The sequence below is a fragment of the Acetobacter pomorum genome, assembly GCF_002738225.1.
Classification (GTDB): domain Bacteria; phylum Pseudomonadota; class Alphaproteobacteria; order Acetobacterales; family Acetobacteraceae; genus Acetobacter; species Acetobacter pomorum.
In genome coordinates, this window is the sequence record NZ_PEBQ01000157.1 from 1 (window position 1) to 17,998 (window position 17,998).

A 17,998-nucleotide genomic window follows, 5' to 3' on the forward strand; every position below is an offset into this window, starting at 1 on the left:
CAGATTTAGTCGTGATAACCAAGCGTCTTTGTCTGTTCGTTTACAACCTCAAGCAGGATTCTTCACAGGGGAACACTCCTGTCGTGGAGCCTTCCATTGGGAAGGCGTTGAAGCGAAAACTATACCCGGTCTAACCGGAGAAATCCTCGTCCTTTAGGGAGAGGAAGATGTTAAGTTTTAACCATTCAGAGCAGTCACGCGATTAACGACATACATCTACTTTAGTTTCTGCCACGTTGGCCTCAGGGTGAGAATAAGGCACTCCAAACCAGACCTGAAGGGACATTGACCTTATATGAATGAGATTGTAGCAATCTAAAATATCGAACAGAGCAAATGCCCAGAGAGAGGAGGAAATGATGTAGGTACGCCAGGAAATCAATCCTTGCGTCATGGAGGATGAACCATCCCATGTCTCGCACCTATCATCACAGCCGAAAGTTTGGTAAAAATCACCGTCTTGTTGACCGTCCTGACCACAAGCATTTCGGTGGGAAGAATTCACCAGAATGTCCGAATTGGTATAGTCATGAATATGATATCAGACCAGGGCGCCATCGTGATAAAAGAGTGGCTAAATCAATAGTCCGCGGTGGAGTATCACCTGAGGACGCTGTTTTCCCATATACTGGGACTAAAAGGCCTCATGAATATTACTGGTGAACTGATAAAGGCCAGTCCCTTTCCTCAATAATGCGGCATGGGAGCGTCATCTTACTGATGTCATGTTGAAAGCATCTCAGCGAAGATGACGCGGAGGGGTTTATTCTAAGGAATATAACCCCTCAATCGATCAATCAATTCCGCATAAGTGTAGATATGCCCAATAGTCTTTGAAAAAGACTTGGCAACCGATGGTTGGATAGGTCCTTGTGGTGTAGCTTCAAAAGACCCTTTTAATGGCGCGGGTTAGGATCAAAAAATATCTAAGTCATATTTTGTAAAAGTAGCGAAAACGTATTTTCTCAAACAAAGATAGACGATTTTTCTTCGGCTGTGGATTTGTTTTATATCTATCTAACATATCTCTAACAGCGTAAAAAAATTTATCTTGCGCAAGATTCATTGACCAATCAATTGGCGCTATTCTAGTTCTCCCCGATGCCATTTGATACGCACGATAAAAAACACCATTATAAAGATAATATTCATCTCCAATCATATTTCCATTCACATCAGGAATATTGCCCCAATAATCCAATGGTATCCCATCAATATTGAAAATTTCATTTCTTATTATTCTTATATTTTTTTCGCATTGAGCAGCGATACTTCCGTATCCATACTTATTATTTATTATAATTCCAGACTTTAAAATCGCTAGAATGTATTCTATTGGAGAATTCTCTGATAAATATGTACAGATGTCATCATGCGACAAACCTGCAAGATTAGGGAGAAAACTTGTAATTTGCTGCGCCACATCCTCGCTGTAGGCACGGAAATCTTCTTCTTCGGGCTCATGACCGTAATCACTCAAAAGGCCGATAAGGGTAGGTCGGGATAGAAGTGATAAACGTTTGATTTCAAAATCAACATCATAAACGTTTGATCCTGGTGTTCTGTATATATCATCCAAACCCACTTTATGACCTTTCCAAGCTTTAAACCTCTTCTCTTGGAGAGGTTATCCCATCCAAAAGCTTAATTTTAAATTAGCCCAGCCAATTATTCTTTATCAAGGTATAATCAAAAGGAGTGTGATTTTAGGTGAATGAATTATTCTGAAGATCGTCTTTAAAAATGGGTCAGAAATAAGATATTGTTCTCCCTTGCAAGTCTTTCTGGTGAGATGGATTAAGGACAGTCCCCTCTCTCTGTCCATTACGCTTTCTCATGACAGAGGTTATGACGGATGACGGTAATTATTACGAGCTGCTCAAAGACGAAACGTTATTTTGTGCCTCATAGTATGTCTATCGCATCATGCAAAAAGGGGTCTTTGGCAGAAGTCTCGAATGAATGGGGGGGATCGCCTGAAAAATTATTCAGGTGAGACCTACCTTGCTTCCGAATTTTATGGCGGCAGAGGGTTTGTCTACGCCAAAGATACGGCTCAAAAACTCAATGCAGATATGGCTGTCGTTTCGTCAGGACTTGGCATCATTAAAGAGGATACAAAAATCCCACCTTATGGCTGCACAGTCGTTCCCGGATCCTATGACAGCGTAAAACCGATGATCATCGATAACTCATTTTCGCCGCAAGGGTGGATGAGGTCAATGCAATATGCATCTCCGGTCTCGAAAAGCCTCACCGATATAATTAGGGGCGATAATGGCTTAATTCTGGTATCTCTTTCAGCCGGCTACCTCCGCATGATCGGTCAAGACTTAGCCACCCTTCCCGCCGAGGTCAAAGAACGCTTACGAATACTGACCAGGGCGCCCCTTAAAGATATTCGCCCAGATTTGCACCGTTTCGTGATGCCTTATGACAAGAGGCTGGACAGCCCGCTAAGCTCTTACCGAGGTACAATGAGCGATTTCGCTTCACGTGCCCTTCAGCACTTTGCTTCTGAAATCATGCCATTAGAGGGTGAGAATAAGGCACTCCAAACCAGACAAATCAACCAAAGCTTGGATCGCCTGATTGAAAAGCCATACAAGCCTCAAGAGCCGTCACTCTTGGATCAGAGTTATGATGATGAGCTTCCGCTTCTCGATGGGTTGCGGGACAATGATTACTCAGGCCCTTGTCTGTGAGTTACCCCTATCATGAAGTTTATATACTCAGACAGTCTGGATGGGGTTGATCCCACTTTCAATTTTCTAAAGGAGAGCGGTTCACCCGAACGCCAGCCCTACTGGGATGACTTGCTGCCTCATGAGCTCCTTGGTTATGCCCCTTACGATGGGGTGCTAGTTTCCAAAGCTACAGTTGGGGATCATAGGATAAAAGGCTCATACACAATCGGCCAAGCAAGACGATTTGAACTTGTAGGTGCTCGTAAATTTTTAAGGTTAGATAGTCCTGAATTTAAGAATATTGAAATTTTCGGCGACTGTGGCGCCTTTAGCTATGCCAAAGAGGACGAACCCCCATTTACCCCAGAAGAAATGGCCGAATTCTACGCAGAATGCAAATTCACGCATGGGTGTTCAGTTGATCATATCATCTTTGATTTCGATGATAAGCTGAGCGGAATGTCTGGGGGAACTGCTGAAGCCAAGAGAAGGTTCGAGATTACTCTTGAAAATGCGGATATCTTCCTGCGAGCTAACAGGGAGATAGGTTCTAGTGTCGTTCCCATAGGAGCCATCCAAGGTTGGTCACCTGACAGCATGGCTGAAGCAGCTCGCTGCCTCGTTGGTCAAGGGTATAAATATCTCGCACTTGGCGGCATGGCGCCTCTAAATTCCTCACAAATACAAAAAAGCATAGAAGCAGTTAGATCTAAGATACCCTCCTGGATTAAATTGCATGTATTGGGTTTTGCTAAGGCAGATGAAATCCAGTATTTCAAAGGTTATGGAATTGAAAGTTTTGACACCACGTCCCCTCTTCTCCGGTCATTTAAAGATGCAACCAAAAATTACTATATGCCCACAGGTGACGGTAAACTAGATTACTATACAGCGATCAGAATACCTCAGGCTCTCGAAAACCCGAGACTAAAAAAATTTGTGAAGATGGGAGTGTTTAAGGCAGAAGACCTTGTCAAACTTGAAGCTGACGCACTTTCTTCTCTCCGTCAATATGACGCTGGAATCAGGCCACTTAGTTCGACCTTAGACCCTATAATTGCGTACAATGCCGCTTTCGTGGATGGTGAGCTTTATAATGGCGGAACACTGAGTCCCAAGATGCAGGACTTGAAGGACAAGTACATAAAAACTTTATCCCATAGGCCCTGGGACAGGTGCTCGTGTAAGGCATGTACGGGAGCTGGCGTTGAAGTTATGATGTTCAGAGGAAATACGCGCAATAAAAGCCGCGGATTTCATAATATCGGCGTTTACGCACAACATCTCAATGATCTAGAACTCAGACCAAAAGCGATACCAGTTACCGACACCACACCACCTGCAGCGGCGAAAGAGAGACAGCAGTCTTTTGATTTCACGCCTTTCTAATGCATGCCCGCTGAAGAGACTAATAATCTTCTCTGAAGGGACCCTGCCTCATGTTCTTGGCCCGCCGGTAAATGGCTTGCCGGGGAACTCCATAATCTGCGGCGACTTATGCTCTATGTTATCGGCCTGTTCTGTTTCCCTCTTCTATCCCTACAATATGGGAAGAAATTCAAGATCTAACAGGCCCTAGATAACACAACAAGAGATGCTATTATTTTTTCTCCATTTCTCTAATATCATCTATTTTTATCTGAGAGTGTTGTCTAATAGCTGAATAAGCGCTTCCTGTATAAGTATCAATTACGTTCATATACATATTTTTTGCCTCACTTAGACAACCAACTGAAATAAGACCATCTCCTATTTTGTTTTTTATAGTTGAAATTTTAGTATTCTCCTCTAACTCTAATTGATTTAATAGGTTTTCATACTCGTAATCACTAATCTCACCAATATTTAGTTTTACATCGTAGAGGTTTTGATATTCATCATTTAAACTACCCTGAACTGCTTCACATACTCCCAAAATGGTATTTTGTATATCTAATGTTGTTTTACAATCCTTATCTTTAACGAGTGGACGATCAAATGATCCACATATAGATTCAACAGAAGATATTGATTTTGTAATGTCATTTTTTATTGAAGACATTAACTCTTTTGCAGTCGGCTTGGCATTAACTACGTTGGTTTGAGAAAATAGTAAAATAACTGAAAAGCAACAAATGTAACTTCTTAATGTCATAATGCACTCCATTAGTATTTTCTAAAATTTTCACGCGAAAACATATATGTCATCATTTGCGATCTGGATCAATATATGCACCAATATCATTAGATAATAACCTCTTATGCAGGGATGACTTTCCAAATAATAAAAAATCGTGCGGAATAAGAATTCTATGATCTGATCCCCTATACTTTCGTGTATACTATAAAAAAGATAGAGCGATGCAGGACAAATTTCACTATTTTAGAATTAAACCAATAATCATTTTGTTGTAATGATTTACAATAACATCATCTCTAATTTGGGATGTAACAACTTCCCTGTTTTTTATTTTGCATATTATGTAATGCCATGGACCGCCTTTTGCGCATAACATAGCTTGAAGTTGCTCATGTGATAGAGCGCCGGCGTGAGATAACACATGCTTTATAACGTCGTTAAGCTTATCGTCAGAAGGAAGATCCAGGTCATAATGTGAACCTGTCGTTAGAGAAATTCCACGCGCCCGATAAGTGTAGATATACCCAATAGTATTTGAAAAAGACTTGGCAACAGATGGTTGTATAGGTCCTTTAGGTGTAGCTTCGAAAGCCCCTTTTAATGGTGAATGCCCCTTATACAAAGAAAGGTGCCTCGCGTTAACCAAAAATAACAAAGACTGCAGTTTAGCCTTATCAATTGGAGATCCAGGATGATAGTGCATAAACATATCAAGGATTAAATTGGCAACTGCGCGAGGGTCATATCGAAGGCTAGATGAAGACATAGTTTTAAAAGGCCATTTAAGAAAAAATAATATTGGACGTAAGGCTTAGATCTTTGTAATAGACCTTTGGTCATATCTGCAATAAGGCTATTTCAATTGCGCCGAATCTTCCACCTCCTTTGTGGCTTCACCATTTGTGCTTCACTGAATACAAAACCAGCAGAAGCTGGAGAGAAATCGTCCCCCTTTCTAATCTCTGCAAGAGCAGGAACGCTCGGCGTAGGCCCTGAGATTGAATACCATAGACAAAATAGTCATTGGGGCGTTCGTGGCGATTTTGATTATTACAATGTTTCACTTAGCGATGTGAAACATGAGCAGGCATCCTTCAGCGCATCAGGGGTTAATTATGCTGAGCACGGCATCGTAAATGCTACTTATGGAGGCCGAGCTCGCCTTATCAATGGCAGCATCTTGGGTGATTACTATCCATGGAGAAATTCCGCATTTAGACTTACGAGCGGGGTGATATTTTCTGGGAGTTCAATTTCTGGAAAAGGAGTAGGACATGCCCAAGGAACTACAACGATAGGAGGCAGGTTTACTTCGCCTTTTGATATCCCTAATGCTGGATATGTTGGGGTCAAAGCACATTATGCCATAGCAGAGCCTTATGTGGGATTAGGATTCAACACTCCAGTCTGGGGTGGTTTCCATATAAATATGGATGCAGGCGCCATGTTCCATGATGATGCCGATATCCACACATCCCCAGGGGGCATGATGAATGAGTTTCCAAAAGCTTATTCAAAGCTTAAAACCATAGCTGATAGAAAAATCCATAATTATATGGACAGGAAGCTGCCTGTTTATCCTGTACTGATGATAGGTGTAGGATATAGGTTTTGAAATATAGGTTAGTTATTTATCAAAAAACCCACGAAAACCGACCATCAGATCTGGAAGAATGTGTCATAATATATCCAACTACACTTAACCGAGTTTATCCATCATGAAAATTAACGATTTACCTCCCTTTCCTCCAGACATTGCAGAAGTTTTTGTAGCTTTTGGCGATATAACTTTCCTTCCTGATTGGGAAGAAATTCCACCAGATTACAAAGATGGGATAGCACGAGGCGCCAAAATCGCAGAAGTTTTATGCGTCGGTGGATGGGATTTAGCTGCAAAAATTTTCCCAGATCTTCATAACACATCTATTGATCTCGCAGTACCCCCCTCCGACCACGTGTATGCTACAGGCGAAGAGCACGATCCTGTGATACGTTTCAAGAAAGTCATAGATGCAATAAGAATGAGCTTCCAACCCAAGCATCAGCATAAAGTCGCTGGGATGGGCTACCTGATTGATATGTGGGCACCTCCAAAGGACCTTTACTTTAAACGGTAAAAGCATGAAAAGACTTACAAAAAGAACCCTTAAAAATTGCTGTATCATCGAAAAAGAGGTAAAAAAAATACAAGACGATGGTCAAACGCAGTAGCCAGGAACATTGACCCTGACGATGCCCTTGCAGCAATGATCGACCTAGTGCGAAGCAAAGCGCCTTTCCCGATTGCTCTTTATGAGGCAGCAAAGAGAAGTGCCCGGTGCCCCGAAAATCCAGCCTGAAGGACGAGGCTTTACGGCGCATCTGATAAAAACAGCATGGAATGACATCTGCATATTACCATTCTATCCCAGCGCTCTGCCCTACCAGGCAGGGTTTTCGGTGCCTTGGAAAAGCCCCCTTTCCCGTAATAGCTAATAAACAAGCAAGTCGGGTTAATTAGCCCAATCGCTCTCCCTTAGGAGGAGACTTCAAAGATAAAGCGTAAATTGCATCTTCTCGCTTAGCGCCTGAAGCATCAGTTTTGTCGGCGCTCATCCACTTCCCATAATATCCATTCATTCCACTGGGATGGGTTACATGTACCCATTTAACTCCAGCAGCCCAATAGGCGACATCATTAACTTCCACAAACGATCTCGGATGGATGGAGCGGATCAATTTTTTGCAGTCTTTGATGTATCCGGCAGCCGTCCCTAACAAGATAATCACCTGTAATTTCGCGGGCAAAGTGGATAGATATGTTCGCGCGCAACAGCGGACGACAGTTGAAACGGGCTCAGAAAATGCTTTTGTCATCACCTGACCGGTACATTCGTAACGTCCGGTTTTACTGTTCATTCTAGAAAGGCTGCATCTCACAAGGGATCCAAAAGCGAAATCCCTTTCAGTTGCCTCAAACCGCTTATCAAACTCTTCATCGGTTTCGGCCTGATCTAACAACCCTATCCGGCAAAGAATAGACCTGAGCCGTCCACGCGCCTTTTTAAATGGCACATCTTCAAACTTCCCCATCTTGAATGCATTTGCCTGGGTAAATCCCTTTGAAAACCCCAAAACCAATACCTCGGGGTTCGATGATCCCCATGCGCCCGGATCATTTACAACGCGCCATGCTTCGATATCGAGCTCATCTCCGACAATGTTAGTAAAGCACCTTCTACATGATAGCGGGCCATGGTGCGGAAATGACGGTGATATATTTGCTGGAGAACTCATAGTGAAATGTCCGAATTGGCTGAGAATACTATAGCTTCTACATCTTTCGTCTCAACCAACCAATCTTCACAGCGTTTACCTGCATCAACGAAGCTGAATGCGTCCCATTGAACAAGATATGTTAAAAAAACTTCCAATTTTTAACATATCTATTGTATTGGTTAACTTAATTGGAAAAAGATAACTTCACGCTTTTCACCAAACACAAGAGAGGCATATGGAAAAACATAGTCTGGATGTCATTCCCATTATACCTTCAACGCTAACGCATGCAGAAAATTTTCTTGAGCCTGGAAAAAAAGCGAAAATATGATCGTTTTACCAACCTATGGAATTCATTATCCCTTCCAGGATAATCATCACTATCAAAGCACAAACCGCATACCTCTTTTTTTTGAGATGACGCAATAGAAGGCTATTTAAGGTTTAATAAGGACTTTTTGGATTAAAGGCCAATTCTAAAAAGGCAGAAGACTTTCCAATAGGCTATTTGAATGATATAATTTGATTCAGATCCACTTAAATCTAGTCATAACCGACACCTTTTGAAATCACTTTCAAATCATAATGGGTTCCTGATGCTTATTAAGAAATCTACACCCCCTAAAAAGTATATAGTCGAACTGCCAATACCTCAGAATATCCTACAAAATGCCTATAAGGTCATATGCAGTGGGGGAGACCCTACATTACCGAAGGCGGCTATGTGGGATTTCATACAAATTCTTCGTGAAGTAGGCACGCCCATTATAGATACTAAAGACACCAATGACACTACGGAGTATGCTGATGATGTAAGGAAATTCCGGAATTATATAGGTCAACTGCACTCTCAGCTTACTAAGTCTGTTGACGAAAAAATCAAAACGGCCAAGGAGTTGCGAGAAGCAAAAAAAGAAATTGCGCACCTTAAATCTGAGCTGAAGAAAAAAGGGAATTTATAGCCCGAGTTAATACACGCCAGTCTTAGGTGAATTGTCCGCACCCTTTACTCTCCAAATAGAGGTGCCAGCCCCACCTAGTCGTATGGGGCTCCTAAGGATTGTCATTTGAGGCTATGAACAACATTTTCACGCAAGTTGAGGGGGTCATCCCTTTTGTCACTACCAGAGTCAGAGAGGCCAATCAGCGGAGGCCTCCTTGATTTGGAAAACTGGGGAACGAACGGGGCAATTCACCATCCTATCCGAATTCTATACGATGCTGCAAAACGAACGCCTCAGCCCTTCAGCAAGATGAAACCATTTATAGCTGGCATTAATTATTAAGGGGCGCCAAACCATCCTTCACCATGGAATAGTACGATCAATAGCTACAGATGGATCTTTGATCCGGAGGTTTGGAAAGCGCCTTAATGAAGAAAATAACGCAGGATTTGTGTTCTCTGAATTGCTTCAAGAAAGGCTTGGAACCGCAGCAACTCAGTTCAAAATCCAGCCCCACGAGGGGCTGGCTAATCTATAAACCCTCCTAAACAACTTAAAAATGTAATTTAATAACGTTAAATAACGTACTGTTTATAAAGTATAATTAACGCATGTATCGTATAAAAAGAGAGATTACTCCGCGCAATCAATGCGGCACTGGTTCAGAGGCACCCAATGTGGGTAACACTTCATAGGACGGAGGGAAGACAATTCTACCTTCGTGCCTATCAAGAACTTCCTGTGGGATCTTAATACCATCCTGTGTCCTTAGATCCATGATCCAGCCGACGTTCAAATCTCGGGGCAACTCCCTGACAGAAGAACCGCGCAAATCCAGTTTTCCGGCGATATTCATTCCGCCTGGCAATGTCACAAGACTTGAACATCCATTCAGTAGAAGTGAACCAACGGTCAGTCCATCAGGAAGAATTTCAAGTTTCTTGCAATCCTTGGCAATTAACTCTTCTGTGGAAATTTTCCCGGATATCTCCACAAGATTAGTACACCCTTCAAAAGTTATTAAAGGCGCAGAGATATTAGATTTTATTTCTTTCAAGGAAGTGCATCCTGTAAGGTCAACGCGACCTGCAGACGTGTTCCTCACCTTGATATCTGTTGGAAGCCTTTTAAGTCCGGTGCATCCCTCCAAATTGAGAAGCGTCCAATCTCCAGCACTAGGCATTTCCTCAAGTTTTGGACAGTATTCGATTATAACATAATCAGCAACATTTTTCCCAAGATCAATCGGCAAGGAAGTTAAATTGGAACACTGAGCTATATGAAGGCTTTTTGCTTTCAGGCCATCAGGTATCTTTTGAAGGTCATCACAACTAGAGACTGTGAAATTCCCCTCTATCTCGACACCATGGGAAATTTGAGAAAAAGAAGGGCAATCCTTTATTAAGAGATTGCCTTTAAACTGCGTCCCAGATCCTAGAGCCTTAAAGCTATCGCAGTGAATGATATTCATATAGGCAGCATCAAATGAAATAGCTGGCAAATTTTCTAATGCAGGACAGTTCTCAATCTCATACTGTCTAAATGGATTTATAGATGAAGGCAGATCGCGAACGTTCCTGCAATTTACTATAAAGCAGCTATCATCCGCTTTAGTGCCATCTGGTACTGATTGTAATTTCTCCATACCTTCAATTAACAATACCCCCCCTTGCAAAGTGCGATAGCCATAAGGTGACACGCCTATCAATTTGGCCTTGGCATGTAAGCCCTCTGGCAATTCTTTCTCATCTTCTAGACTGATCAGACTGGGTTCGCTCCACATAGCTGACAGCTTTATATCCCCTTCACGCTTGAATGACTTGGCGTATTTTTTTTTGAAATCCTGTAATTTCATAACCATTGCCTCCAGGCCGGTGGAATATAGAAAGCACACTCAGGGATCACTCAGGGATTACCTTATCCCGATGAAGCTGAATTTTAACACATTTTAACACTTTTCGATGCAAAACACGCATTCGCGTTACCCTGATCATGACAGGCCTTAATATACTTATGTTCATTTTTATTGTGCCTTGCGTACCTGAGGCAGAACATCCTCGGACCACTGATCTTCCAACATTAAACAGAGGGAAAAAATGGCCACGAATGATGATAAAAATGAATTCGTAGTTGGCACGTTGGCATGCAACGATGAAATTGTGGGCGTATGGACAGAAACAACTCATGACGACAAAAGGCAGCCTTGGCTTTTCACGTCACGAGAAGATGCCCAGAACGCTATCGACAAGTTCGCTGCTGAGTCAGAAGAAGCCTTCAAGAGGGGCGATGTGCGATCGATCATGACCAGTGATGATTTCGCCGTCTTTGAGGCTTCCGATCCGGCAATACGTGATCTGATAATTGAGAGCTTTCCTGAATACGAACCCGACCAGTCTGTAGATGATTTACCGGATCCGAACGCCCCTTCGGCCTAAAAGGCTGCCATCGTCCACACTACTCAAACATATAATACCAACCGCTGTTTGCTGAAACCTATGTCAATAACGCGAACCTATTGGTTCTCTGCGTTGGCAGGAATACCCATATCCCCTTATGAGTTCGAGCAATCAACGGTTGGTATAACAACTGCGCAACAGAGAAGGTTCCTCACAAATGCCCGAAACAGAATTCTACGATCCTTTTGACAACACTCCTTTCACTGAAATATCGCTGAAAGATGCGATGGATCAGAAGGATCTCACCCAAGAAGATGTCGATTTGATTTCGGCTGCTCCAGAGATATTTGACAATGAAATTGTCTATTGGCTCTTAAAGTGCCCTGATACTGGGAGGACAACGTGCCATGGTGTTACGTTCGATGAAACAACTGCCAGAGATCAAGCCCAAGACCTCTCTGAAGTCGGTGAAATAATCTCCACCAAAACGATGACAGTTAGGGAATATCTGAGAGATATTATGGGCTTAGAAGTGCCAGACCGTAATCATTCAAATGACCTGCCCCAGGATCAGCCTTCCCCTTGATGATTTAAGGTTTAAGGCCGATTATTCACCATCATTCTCTGTCTCGCTAACTGTTCTTTGTCGCACTCGGCAGGTCGCAAAGAACAGGGACTGAAAATTGTTTTCCTGATTGATTTATGTCGTGATATATAATGCATAATGTATTCTGTGTATCATAATTTATCTAAGAGGAGGGCATTATCGATGACTTCACCATCAGTATTTTCCAGTTTTCGAAATGCACGCCTTGATGACCCGCAGGGCCGTTATTGGCTTAAAGCCGCTCTTAAAACTGTAAATGCCCCTCATCCGATTGAAACAACCCTAGAAGAATTCGTTAATCACCTTGTTCAGATTGTCTATTCTGACAATTTTGACCTGAACGCTGCACTGAAAGTGGCCTCTTTCATAGAGGAAGTTCCGTCACGTACCATAGCGAATATTGTCTCCAGAACAGTGTTCAGCTACCGGGAGCTCAATGATGCACAATATAAAATCCGACACGTATTGGGTAACGATCTAACAAGGACAGCAAACGGTGAGTGGATCGAAGAGATGGCCGGGTTCGAGATGGCACGAGCTTCTGCCTGATGCTATCAGCATACTTGATGCAGCAGGTCATACAGAGTGGACTTTCGGAGGCGGCACAGCCCTCGCACTTTGGTTAGATCATCGCATTAGCTATGACATCGACATCTTTACTCGTGGAGCATTAAAAGGCCTTACGAGGAGTTTCTGCGCGGAAACCAGACGTGTTTTGGGGGAAACTGGATCATCTCAATTCCCAGGTTACTACCTGAAGCTTGAGTTGGAAGGCGGAGAGATTGATTTTCTTACCCCTCATAACCTAATTGACAACCCGACTCAGAAGGTTTCACTCGCTACAATATTAACGCATACAGGACCAATTGGCTCTGCACCAAATAATGGTGGGAGGATGATAGACGTAGAAGTGCCGTGCGAGATCCTCACACGCAAAATCATGTTAAGAGGAGAGAATTTTAAGTATCGAGACGCTTTCGATCTCGCTGCTGGTTTTTCATATGACCCAAACGTTCTTAATGCTGCTCTCGATATATTTAATGGGCAGCCTGATACTATTGATCAACTCATACAACGTTTGGAACTCATGAAAGAATCCTATGTTTCCAATGCTCCGGGGATCATCACCCCAACGCCTGGGTTTGAGCACCTTCTCGGGAATGAGGGCATAGACATTTGCCTTAATGGTGTCGGGGAACTGAGAAGCCGCATGACCCCACCTCAGAACAATTTCGGCTCCCCTCCCCTTTGATTTAACATCAGAGTAAGGTCTGAACTCAATTTAAAATAGGACTAGCAATCCTCATGCTCACCTGCTTCAGCATTGTCTCCCCACTTCACTGAACAATTTTAGGTTTTATTCAGATATAGAAAGAATATTCAACAAGATCGCCCATATAGCTTTAAAATGTTAAGACCTGAACTTTTCAGGAAATATCCTCTGAAGTGTTGAGTGAAGATCTGCTTTCTCCTCTTTAGACCATGGTGTAAACATGGAATCACAAGGAGAAACCGGCACGCATTCTCCTGAGTGTAAGCGGTTAACCACCGCTCTAACATTGGCATCACGTGCCGCGGCTTCTTTTACTGGCAAAATCAAGGGGGCAATTTTTTGATCCATGCGCTCCTCGCGACAATCATGTTTTATTTTCAGGTTACCATTGCACCCTGACGTGGCCATTGATGGCATTATCACGGTATTTTTGACCAAATTGGCCTGTATATGAAAGGCCTACATCAATGTTCTTACCGACCTTGTAAGAGACCCCTGCTTCAACAACCGCACTGTTGGCTGCTAGTGGTGTCCCAGCAACATCCATATCCGTTCCTCCAGCATACACCTGTCTGGCGGTTGGAGTGAGCCCTCCGAAAGCATGCCTATAGCTGGCAGAGCCAAAGGCATTCAGATCAATACCCTTCAAGCGGAAAGTATGACTGGCACGTGCACCAAATGTAGCAAACGTCACACCGGTATCAGATCCATGCGTCTTCAGGGCTGCGCTGCCACCATGTTCACGAGATCCCATAAAGTCCTGATTGACGTACGCGATCTGGCCAAAAGGCTCTACTGCATAGTCCCCAACATCAAAACGATAACCGAGTTCAGCGAATGCCTGAGCAGTTCCTCCGAGACTATGGCCACTGTCACGCTCATGAATAGAGCCAACTGACACATTGCGATTGGTATTAACCATATTCCAAGTGTACGTGGCGCCAGCCCGAAGCATCAGACGTTCCCAGTGTGTGCTGGTATACCCTCCGACTGTCAGATTGTTTGCGCTCCCATATGAGGATCGGCCGTCTTTAACACTGAAACGGTCATGGCTATAGCTAACCAAGCCACCTACTCTGATATTCGTATTATTGATCGGAGCATCCAGTCCCATAATAAAACCGGCGGCCGAATGCTTCATGTCAGCGGATCCGCCACTCCCTCCATTATGGCCATGGTCACCAAATCCTTCTCCCCACAAAACCATACCCGTGTCACAGGCACCACCCTGCATTTTCTGTCCACTCTTCGGATCCGCCGTGCTGATATTGCCAACTGACATGTCGCACTCAGCCGATGCCATACGGTTAAATGCTGCATTCCTGATGAGTTGCGTATCCTGGATGAGATCCGTTTTGACAGATGCTCTGATTTCACCTGAAAGCGAATCATAAGACTGTCTGGCCTGAGGAGCACTCTGCTGCTCAATCTGCTGAACGATGGAATTATTCAGGCTCGTTTCATCAAGTGATGCCGCAACGGCCTTCTGGCTGCGCGTCTGTGCGAAACTTGAAAATGGAACTTCGGTATCCCGGACAAGAGATACATCAACGTCATTAGATGTATAGATTAATCCTGGGGTTAGGAACGGATAAGCACTTTCAAGATTTGTAGTGAAAGATCCAAATCGGCCTGTCACGCCTCCATTAGCATGCAGAATTGTAAACGTCTGGCCATATGGAAGATTTTTATTCTGAGAGGAATTGGTCAACATCTCTGCAGCCCCAGATACAATGGCATTCCCTTTAACATCCACCAGATCTGTAGCTTTGCCATCTGTTGTGCTTACCATCTCCGAACCATTTGCAAGAACAAGGTTTCCTGCGACATGAAGGGTGCCGATGGAATTACCTGCCGGAGAAAGTGTGGCGCCATTCTGGATTGTCGTGTCCCCTACAGAACCTTGACCTGCAAGAGTAGATCCAGAAACTGTTGTGACGTCACTATTGGAAGCATTGGTTTCAATATTTAATGTTCCTCCCAAAACCTTGGTAGTGCCTGTCATGCCAGAGGTATCGCCAGTGATATCGAGCGTTCCAGCTCCTTCTTTGACAAGACTTCCAGACCCAGTGATCTGGCTTGCCAATGTGGCACTTGAACTTTGATTGATAACGAGTTTGGCATTGTTCACAACATTACCGCCTGCCAGGTTACTCGCATCTGTCACCAGGGTACCACCCGTAACAATAGTGCCACCAGTATGCGTGTCCTTGCCACTCATGATGACAGTCCCTGTATCACTCTTTTCTATGACACCGGCGCCGCTGATATCATTACTCATTACAGGATCATCTTTTTGGTCGATATTAACTTTTGCACCCTCTGCAACAATGATCTTCCCAGTTCCGAAACTCGTTATCGTTCCAGTTAATGTGCCCGCGATTACGTCAGTACCACCAGTATAGGTGTTAGTGTCCTGGAGTGTGACGTCACCGATGCCTTCTTTGATCACTGTGCCAGCCCCGCTAATCTGGCCAGAAAGTGTGCCGTTATAATCCTGCTTCAGGTCGAGTGTAGCATTATTGGTGATATCACCTGTACCAAGGTTTTGCGTGCCGGCTGTTAATGTCCCGGCTTCAATATCAGTTCCACCAGAATAAGTGTTGGTGCCCGTGAGGGTCAGATCGCCCGGCCCGTCTTTCACAAGTTCACCTGACCCACTGATATTATTAGCCATAGAGGAATTGGACGTCTGGTCTATTTCCAGAGTTCCATTATCCACGATTTGGCCAGATCCGAATGATCCTGCATCCCCTTTTACCGTCCCACCTTCAATATCTGTCCCACCTGAATAGCTGTTGATTGATGTGACATTTAGAGTGTCATCACCTGTGATGTTGTATTCCACATCGCCTGAGCCAGACACAGTGTTGGAGAATGTGGGATCACCATTTGCGGTGACCTCTAAAGAAGCATCATCCTCAATAGATCCCGAACCAAATGATGATGTGTTGCCAGACAGCGTTCCGCTCTGAATATCAGTGCCACCCGTCCATGTGTTTTGAGACGTAAGAGTTAAAGTATTTGATCCTGCTTTAACCACTTTACCCTTACCAGAGATGACGTTCTTCAGTTCACCATTCTTAGATTGGCTCAAGGTTAGCGTGGCATTATCCAAGACCTTGCCTGTCCCTAGGTTATTGACACCTGTGGTAATATCTCCAGCTTCAATATCAATTCCACCAGTAAAGGAGTTATTACCGGCGAGCGTAACACTCCCCGCGCCTTCTTTAACAATTCCACCTGAACCTGAAATTGCATTCCCAAGGATACCGTCATCAGCCTGATTCAAGGCCAAGGTCGCCTGATCCTCTATCTCAGCCTGCCCTGAGGATTTTGTGTCAAGTTCAAGAGTTCCAGAGTGAATATCAATTTCACCAGAGAGAGAATTCTCTCCAGTAAGTTGCAGAACACCATCACCTGATTTGATCAGTGTGCCGTTGCCAGACAATTCATTGGAAAGAACGCCAGTCACATTCTGATCAACGTTAAGAGTAGCGTCATCTACAATTTCGCCAGATCCCATTGCCCCAACTGAAGCCGTCAGAACACCTGATTTAATGACAGTAGAACCAGAATAACTGTTTACACCGGATAGTGTGAGATCTCCGGCTCCTTCCTTGATTACATCACCAGTGCCTGAGATCTTGTTGGCCAACGAAGCATCAGAAGATTGGTCAATATCGAGAGTAGCATTATCCGTGATTGTACCACTGCCGAAGTTCCCAACGGATCCTTTCAGGGTGCCAGCTTCGATATCGGTTCCTCCAGAATAATTATTCTCACCAGAAAGGACGACCGTATTTGAGCCACTCTTTCTAACTGTGCCTGCCCCGGTAATATCGTTCCCGATCTGTCCATCACCCGCAAGATCAATATTCAGCGCAGCGTTATCCGTAATGGCGCCTTTACCGGTGCTTTTAGCATTCTTGATATCGAGACTTCCGCCCTCAATATCAATGCCATCGGTTAAAGTGTTATCACCGCCCAGAACCAATGTCCCAAGACCATCCTTCACAAGTTTAGAGCCACCGACCACATTAGCATCGCTGATGGAACTGTCTATTTCTGCGGTAATAGATGAACCAGATGTTGCGCCGTCTCCCACATTCACCTTCAGAGATTGCCCTGCAGCATAGAGAGTATCTCCACTAATTATGTAGGACTGCCCGTCCGAGTTGGCGAAATCCATCGCCCCGACGCTTACATTCCCTGATTTGTCATCGATGGAGACACGTCCTGCTTGAGCTTCAAAAATCGCAGTACTTCCAGGGTTCCAAGCACCAGAAACATCGGCATCGATATTTGTCCAGTTAGTAACGCCACCCTTCCACACGCCATCCCCACCCGTGAGGGTTCCTGATGGAGGGGTATCAATAGAACCATTCCAGATTTCAGTAGACATGTTGGCCACTACCAGATTGACTTGACCATTTACAGAAGTCTGAAGGGCTGCAGCATCTCCCGCGGCGATAGGAAGAGAACCATTTATACTTGCCTCTCCGCTGAGGGAGTCGGCGTAGTCAAAGAGACGGTATACGCCTTCTGAGAGTGTAGTGCCGGAGGTGGGATCAGCGGTAACATCAATCGTTCCGCCGAGTGTCAAATCCCCTCCGACCTTAATCAGATCGTTCTGAGCACCGCCTTCGGTTCCGGCCTGGCCAAGGTCAAAGTCCGTGGTTGAGCCACTTTCCAGCGTCAAACCACCATCAAT

16 protein-coding genes are annotated in these 17,998 nt (G+C 44.1%); 9 read left to right on the top strand and 7 right to left on the bottom strand.

Annotation, left to right across the window (positions count from 1 at the left end):
- Window positions 1–931: 931 nt before the first annotated feature.
- Window positions 932–1,585 carry a hypothetical protein gene (locus tag CSR02_RS12605; RefSeq protein ID WP_099541879.1) on the bottom strand — a complete coding sequence of 218 codons (654 nt, stop codon included), beginning with the start codon at window positions 1,583–1,585 and terminating at the stop codon, window positions 932–934.
- A 373-nt stretch (window positions 1,586–1,958) separates the two neighbouring features.
- Between CSR02_RS12605 and CSR02_RS12610 the strand changes: the two genes are divergently transcribed.
- Both CSR02_RS12610 and dpdA read left to right on the top strand, forming a co-directional pair.
- On the top strand, window positions 1,959–2,705 hold the full coding sequence (locus CSR02_RS12610; RefSeq protein ID WP_099541880.1) for a hypothetical protein: 747 nt from the start codon (window positions 1,959–1,961) through the stop codon (window positions 2,703–2,705).
- Window positions 2,706–2,717: 12 nt separating this feature from the next.
- Window positions 2,718–4,076, top strand: a complete 1,359-nt coding sequence (gene dpdA / locus CSR02_RS12615) for a tRNA-guanine transglycosylase DpdA (protein WP_099541881.1) — start codon at window positions 2,718–2,720, stop codon at window positions 4,074–4,076.
- Between the two features lie 211 nt (window positions 4,077–4,287).
- On the opposite strand, the gene CSR02_RS12620 is transcribed toward dpdA, so the two are convergent.
- Together CSR02_RS12620 and CSR02_RS16340 are read right to left on the bottom strand one after the other, a co-directional pair.
- Window positions 4,288–4,821 (bottom strand): hypothetical protein, encoded by a 534-nt coding sequence (locus tag CSR02_RS12620; protein WP_143225581.1) that lies wholly within the window; start codon window positions 4,819–4,821, stop codon window positions 4,288–4,290.
- 223 nt (window positions 4,822–5,044) lie between these two features.
- Window positions 5,045–5,572, bottom strand: coding sequence for a hypothetical protein (locus tag CSR02_RS16340; protein WP_143225582.1), 528 nt, complete (start codon window positions 5,570–5,572; stop codon window positions 5,045–5,047).
- Between the two features lie 96 nt (window positions 5,573–5,668).
- Here CSR02_RS16340 and CSR02_RS12625 point away from each other — a divergent pair, with 96 nt between their 5' ends.
- Together CSR02_RS12625 and CSR02_RS12630 are read left to right on the top strand one after the other, a co-directional pair.
- A complete protein-coding gene (locus CSR02_RS12625; protein WP_099541883.1) occupies window positions 5,669–6,421 on the top strand; it encodes a hypothetical protein in 753 nt (250 codons plus the stop codon).
- 103 nt (window positions 6,422–6,524) lie between these two features.
- A complete protein-coding gene (locus CSR02_RS12630) occupies window positions 6,525–6,923 on the top strand; it encodes a hypothetical protein (protein WP_099541884.1) in 399 nt (132 codons plus the stop codon).
- A 379-nt stretch (window positions 6,924–7,302) separates the two neighbouring features.
- Here CSR02_RS12630 and CSR02_RS12635 read toward each other — a convergent pair whose 3' ends face one another.
- On the bottom strand, window positions 7,303–8,082 hold the full coding sequence (locus CSR02_RS12635) for a hypothetical protein (RefSeq protein ID WP_143225583.1): 780 nt from the start codon (window positions 8,080–8,082) through the stop codon (window positions 7,303–7,305).
- A 578-nt stretch (window positions 8,083–8,660) separates the two neighbouring features.
- Between CSR02_RS12635 and CSR02_RS12640 the strand changes: the two genes are divergently transcribed.
- Window positions 8,661–9,026, top strand: coding sequence for a radical SAM family protein (locus CSR02_RS12640; RefSeq protein ID WP_099541886.1), 366 nt, complete (start codon window positions 8,661–8,663; stop codon window positions 9,024–9,026).
- Between the two features lie 628 nt (window positions 9,027–9,654).
- Here the strand turns inward: CSR02_RS12640 and CSR02_RS12645 are convergent.
- Window positions 9,655–10,863 (bottom strand): hypothetical protein, encoded by a 1,209-nt coding sequence (locus CSR02_RS12645; RefSeq protein ID WP_143225584.1) that lies wholly within the window; start codon window positions 10,861–10,863, stop codon window positions 9,655–9,657.
- 241 nt (window positions 10,864–11,104) lie between these two features.
- Between CSR02_RS12645 and CSR02_RS12650 the strand changes: the two genes are divergently transcribed.
- The 4 genes from CSR02_RS12650 to CSR02_RS12665 all read left to right on the top strand — a co-directional run bounded on the left by CSR02_RS12650 (window position 11,105) and on the right by CSR02_RS12665 (window position 13,263).
- Window positions 11,105–11,443, top strand: coding sequence for a hypothetical protein (locus CSR02_RS12650; RefSeq protein ID WP_099541888.1), 339 nt, complete (start codon window positions 11,105–11,107; stop codon window positions 11,441–11,443).
- 178 nt (window positions 11,444–11,621) lie between these two features.
- Window positions 11,622–11,990: a hypothetical protein gene (locus CSR02_RS12655; RefSeq protein ID WP_099541889.1), complete on the top strand. Its 369-nt coding sequence runs from the start codon at window positions 11,622–11,624 to the stop codon at window positions 11,988–11,990.
- 183 nt (window positions 11,991–12,173) lie between these two features.
- Window positions 12,174–12,560, top strand: a complete 387-nt coding sequence (locus CSR02_RS12660; protein WP_099541890.1) for a hypothetical protein — start codon at window positions 12,174–12,176, stop codon at window positions 12,558–12,560.
- Window positions 12,508–13,263: a nucleotidyl transferase AbiEii/AbiGii toxin family protein gene (locus CSR02_RS12665; RefSeq protein WP_099541891.1), complete on the top strand. Its 756-nt coding sequence runs from the start codon at window positions 12,508–12,510 to the stop codon at window positions 13,261–13,263. Before CSR02_RS12660 ends, CSR02_RS12665 begins: the two co-directional genes overlap by 53 nt.
- Window positions 13,264–13,422: 159 nt before the next feature.
- Here the strand turns inward: CSR02_RS12665 and CSR02_RS16345 are convergent, their stop codons facing one another.
- Both CSR02_RS16345 and CSR02_RS12670 read right to left on the bottom strand, forming a co-directional pair.
- On the bottom strand, window positions 13,423–13,632 hold the full coding sequence (locus CSR02_RS16345; RefSeq protein ID WP_143225585.1) for a hypothetical protein: 210 nt from the start codon (window positions 13,630–13,632) through the stop codon (window positions 13,423–13,425).
- 34 nt (window positions 13,633–13,666) lie between these two features.
- Window positions 13,667–17,890: an autotransporter-associated beta strand repeat-containing protein gene (locus CSR02_RS12670; protein WP_208616834.1), complete on the bottom strand. Its 4,224-nt coding sequence runs from the start codon at window positions 17,888–17,890 to the stop codon at window positions 13,667–13,669.
- Window positions 17,891–17,998 lie beyond the last annotated feature (108 nt).